Raw genomic sequence first — 3,204 nt, forward strand, 5'->3', positions numbered from 1 at the left:
AAGAAAAGCAGAAAAAAGAGCCGTAGAAGCGCAGAAAAATAAAAAACAGAAAGCGGAAAAAGAAGCGAAGCTAGAAGTTTTAAAGCGAAGTAAATATAGCTTGTTAAAAAATGAAAAAGATTTAACGGAAACTCAAAAAATTAAACTAGAAGCTATCAAAGAAAATTTCCAAAATTTGAAAAAGATGCAGGAATTAAAGGAAGAATTCAGAAAGATTTATGAAACCTCAGAGAATCCGACAGAGGGAATGCTATCCATCTCGGAATGGTTGGCAAAATCCTCCAGTGTTTTTACCAAGAGTTGTCAAACAATCCGAAACTGGTTTGGAGAAATTATTAGTTATTTCGAGCGAAGGACAACGAATGGGGTGGTCGAGGGAATCAACAATAAACTTAAACTAATAAAACGGAGAGGCTATGGCTTTAGAAACTTTCGGAATTTTTGGGTTAGAAGTATGTTATCTTGGCATCTTGTCTGTTGATTTAGCATAAAGGGTAACGAAGAGCCATAATTTGTTGCGTATTGATAATAATCTATTCATTGATAAGAGTTATATTACTTGTGCCGAATATCAGTTGTTTATTGATGAGAAGAGAGAATTAGGTGAAAGTTATCAACCCGAACACTGGAAAGGTTATAGATTTCCACCTGGATATGCTCAAAAGCCAATTACTGGAATAAGAGCAAGTGATGCAGAAAAATTTTGTGAATGGCTGACCCAAAAACAGTCGGAATTAGGATTTAGATACAGAATACCTACATTAACTGAAATAGAAGAACATCCAGCCCCAGAAAAGCAAATAGGATGTTGGGTAAAAGATGGAGAAAAAAAGAGAATTTATGGCATAGAAAAAGTTGAATGGCAACAATGGCAAATGAATTTGTTTGACTTGATCATTTCTACAAAGAATCCTCTAAAGAAGCTGGATATCATTTCTACAAAGAATCCTCTAAAGAAGCTGGATATCATTTCCATTTCCCTGGAAAAACTCGTTCTTGATCTAATGTTTAACTTGATCGTTTCTACAAAGAATCCTCTAAAGAAGCTGGATATCATTTCCCTAAAAAATCTTTCTCTTGATCTAACAGTTGATCTTAATTCTGTTCTTAATAACGTCCTTAATCCTAAGTTTAATTCTGACCTTAACCCCAAGCTTACTTCTGAATTAAACAGTGCTTTTAATCTCAGACTTAATCAAGTTATTAAAAACAATCTTGGTTATATTCTCGACTGTCTAATCGACAACGTTAATGACCGTAATCTTGATAGCATTCTTGAATATTTGCTTACCTCTGACCTTAATTGTAATTTATATCAGACTCTCTACTCTGTCCTTAACTCTAACCCCAATCGCATTGCTGATCGTGACCTATATAGTATTGTCTATAACTTACTTAACCCCGATCTTAATATTATTCTCGAATACGAACTTAACCATAAAGGCAATTGCGTTGTTGATTTATTTCGGTTTTATTCACTATTAGTATTTCTTATACTTTATTTATTATCAAATATTTATGATGCAGCCCTCAAAAATAATCAGGCTCTACGAGATGTAAAACTAACTGATACTAAATGTCAAAAATTGAGTAATCTTTATGCTGCCAAAAGCTATGAAGCTTTTAATCTTTATGCTTTCTTAAGATTGATAACTGAACGACAAACAGGACAAATGCCAGCTTGGGAAGGAATTCGGATTGTGAGGGAGAGAGTATCGCTTTGACAATCTAGTGCCAACAGACAATCCAAAATCCAAAATCCAAAATCCAAAATAAATATCACTTACCTGACCCGACTAGATCGGTTTGGGACTTTAGAATCGGGTTTTTTTTAGTCAAGATAAGCAGTTTCCCGTTGATTTACAGCTTGTTAAGAACAAGATTGACCGAGAGATTCCTAAATCTCTAATCTCTTTTGGCTGTAGCAACGCTCGATCTAGAAGGGAAATCAGTGGAACAACCCATTGGAGCGATCGCCTTATCCTCGGTAGAGGAATACAACCTGAAAGCGGGAATAAATATGTAGAGATGGTGCGTCAAGAACACCCTGAAAGTGAAAGACAGCAATTAGCGGCGGCTCTCTGACATCATGCTCATACCAGGGGTCATCAGTCATCAGTTGTCAGATTTGCGTTTTCAGTCCACTGATTACTGGAAAAGCTTCCCAACTCCCACTCTGCAATAACTACTGGCAGCCAGAAATAGGGTGAGTAATTATCATACTTTGTGCTTTTTGTCAAAAAAACTTTTTTTTTGCAATAAAACTACACAAAAAGAAGATCATCGTTGTGGGTGAAATTGACTGATTTACCCGTCTTAATTAGGATTACCTTGTAGGTGTGGCAAGGGTTTCAACCATTGCAGCTTAAAAAAGCACAGAAAAACCCATTATGAAATTCTATCAAATCGCTGTAACCATTGCAACACCGTCGTTAAATAAAAATCTTTCTCAATTAATTCTTAAGAATTTGTAAATATTGCGAAATGTTAATTTAAATATTCTCAAGTTTTTGGAGTCAATAGATAATTTTTGCTTATCTTTGTCGAAAAATAGAACTCCTGCAAAATCCAACATCTACCATTGGGTTAGAATTCAGAAGTCAGGAGACAGAATTCAGGAGTCAGGAGATTATTTTTATGGTTCTTCGTTACTTGGTATGGTTTGATCGGGTGGCATAAATCGACTAAATCCTTATCTGGCAAGAGACTTAATTGATTAGTTCGTTCTAGATAGAAAACAATTGACAAAAATTGCATAGCACCAACCGAAGAACCATTCATAATTCATAATTCATAATTCATAATTCCCTAATTCTTATGAGAGATTCCATGTCGGGCCATCTAAGAGTACAACAACACTGCCTCAATCAAGTTAAATTAGCCGTGAAAAAGCAGGGCTTTAGCAGTCAACGATCCTTAGCTAAAGAAGCTGAATTTAGTCTCGGTATTGTCAGCAACTTCCTGACCGGTAAACCGGTAGAACAAGCCACTTTTGCCCAAATTTGTCGTCGATTATGCCTGGACTGGCAAGAAATCGCCGCCCTGAATTTTCAGCTAACAGCACCCCCTCAAGACAAAATTCCGGTTAATTCGGCAGCCAAGAGCGAAAAATTGGACACATTGCCCCCCTATCCCAATGGGGCAGTTCCCCTTGGTTCCCCATTTTATTTAGAACGTCTTCCCCTCGAAGAACAGATAAGGCAG

The 3,204-nt window shown here is 36.5% G+C and carries 4 protein-coding genes and 1 pseudogene; 4 read left to right on the forward strand and 1 reads right to left on the reverse strand.

Translation table 11 applies throughout. From position 1 onward, the window contains the following. From PX484_RS15440 to PX484_RS25805, 3 genes are all read left to right on the forward strand, one after another. On the forward strand, window positions 1-481 hold a 481-nt coding region (locus tag PX484_RS15440), incomplete at its 5' end, for a transposase (RefSeq protein WP_288104581.1). 31 nt (window positions 482-512) lie between these two features. Beyond that, window positions 513-1,724, forward strand: a complete 1,212-nt coding sequence (locus PX484_RS15445) for an SUMF1/EgtB/PvdO family nonheme iron enzyme (protein ID WP_287669045.1) — start codon at window positions 513-515, stop codon at window positions 1,722-1,724. Between the two features lie 753 nt (window positions 1,725-2,477). Then, a complete protein-coding gene (locus PX484_RS25805; RefSeq protein ID WP_353736999.1) occupies window positions 2,478-2,666 on the forward strand; it encodes a hypothetical protein in 189 nt (62 codons plus the stop codon). Here the strand turns inward: PX484_RS25805 and PX484_RS15450 are convergent. Then, window positions 2,587-2,781, reverse strand: coding sequence for a hypothetical protein (locus PX484_RS15450; RefSeq protein ID WP_071839409.1), 195 nt, complete (start codon window positions 2,779-2,781; stop codon window positions 2,587-2,589). The two genes, PX484_RS25805 and PX484_RS15450, sit on opposite strands and share 80 nt — an antisense overlap. Window positions 2,782-2,817: 36 nt before the next feature. Between PX484_RS15450 and PX484_RS15455 the strand changes: the two are divergent. After that, window positions 2,818-3,204 (forward strand): annotated as a pseudogene (locus PX484_RS15455) (AAA-like domain-containing protein); the annotation flags it as partial.

The sequence above is a fragment of the Microcystis sp. M49636_WE2 genome (genome assembly GCF_030065375.1).
Taxonomy (GTDB): Bacteria; Cyanobacteriota; Cyanobacteriia; order Cyanobacteriales; family Microcystaceae; genus Microcystis; species Microcystis aeruginosa_C.

Excerpts from the sequence above, each read along its gene's own strand:
- PX484_RS15450 (WP_071839409.1), bottom strand. The coding sequence starts at position 2,781 with ATGAATGGTTCTTCGGTTGGTGCTATGCAATTTTTGTCAATTGTTTTC.